Here is a 1,041-nt window from a genome sequence, read left to right on the forward strand (position 1 = left end):
CTCTGCATTGGTAAGTAGCACAGGAAGCTTCACGCTCAAAGTCAAGGCGTATTCCTCCTTGTGCCTTTTAATTTCCTCTAAAAATCTTTCCTTTGGATTTTTAGAATACAGCGAGGCATAAAGGTTTAAAATATTTTGAATATCCAAATGCGCCATTTCCTCTTTTGGGATTCCATAATAAACGCCTAGCTCACCAATGAGGCTTAAAGCACGAGAGAGTAGTTTGGTAAATTCAAACTTCGCATATTCTCTCCCCTCAATCGCTCTTTTCAAAAACTCTAAAAACTCTTTTGCGCTAATCTTTAGCCCGTGTTCGCTTAAAAGCGTATCAAGAGATTGCAGCTTTTTAGTATTAAGCACAAAATTACTTTCATTTGATGTCAAGCACTCTCTTGCACCCAAATCAAAGTAAGCTCTAAAATCCTCATCATAGCGCGGACTTAAGATATTATAAGTGCTAGGGCGCAAATGCCCAAATTTGCTTAAAAATGCTTCTTTTGTTTCCTCTGTAAGCGTGGCAACACTTGAGGCTAGCTCCTTGCTCACCGTGTTAAGAGAATTTAAAAATGCCTGTTTTTCCGCCAAGCTAAAAAATCCAATTTCTACAAGAGAATTAAGCATAGAAACCGCCACAAACCCAGCCCTTGCAATCCCTGCAAAAGGCAAAGTCCCATATCTCTTGCAAGATTCCAAAAGCCAATAAATCTTATCCAAAGTCGGCAAGTGCGAATCCTCTAAATCTTTGTAAATTTGCTCTAACTTTGCAATCTTTTTTAAATCCTTGATATACAAGCCTTTTTTGGGATTGATGATAGAATTTGTAAGCTCCAAAAGTGCAAATTCTAGCCTTTTAATCTCATTTTCATTAAAGCCTTTTGAAAGCAGACTTTTTAATTTATGAGGGATATTTAAATCATAGCAAGAAAAGACAATGTTAAACTCTATCTTATCGTGGAAATGCGGGTTTGCCTCCAAAGTATCCAAATAATAATCCACTAATTTACTTGCGATTTTTTTATCCAAAGCTTTGGGGATAAAGGA

At 36.9% G+C, this 1,041-nt stretch carries 1 pseudogene; it reads right to left on the reverse strand.

The window, feature by feature from the left end:
• A pseudogene (locus Q1553_RS01505) lies at positions 1-1,041 on the reverse strand (hypothetical protein); the annotation flags it as partial.

Origin of the sequence: Helicobacter sp. UBA3407 (assembly GCF_949747025.1) — a bacterium.
GTDB classification, from domain to species: Bacteria; Campylobacterota; Campylobacteria; order Campylobacterales; family Helicobacteraceae; genus Helicobacter_D; species Helicobacter_D ganmani.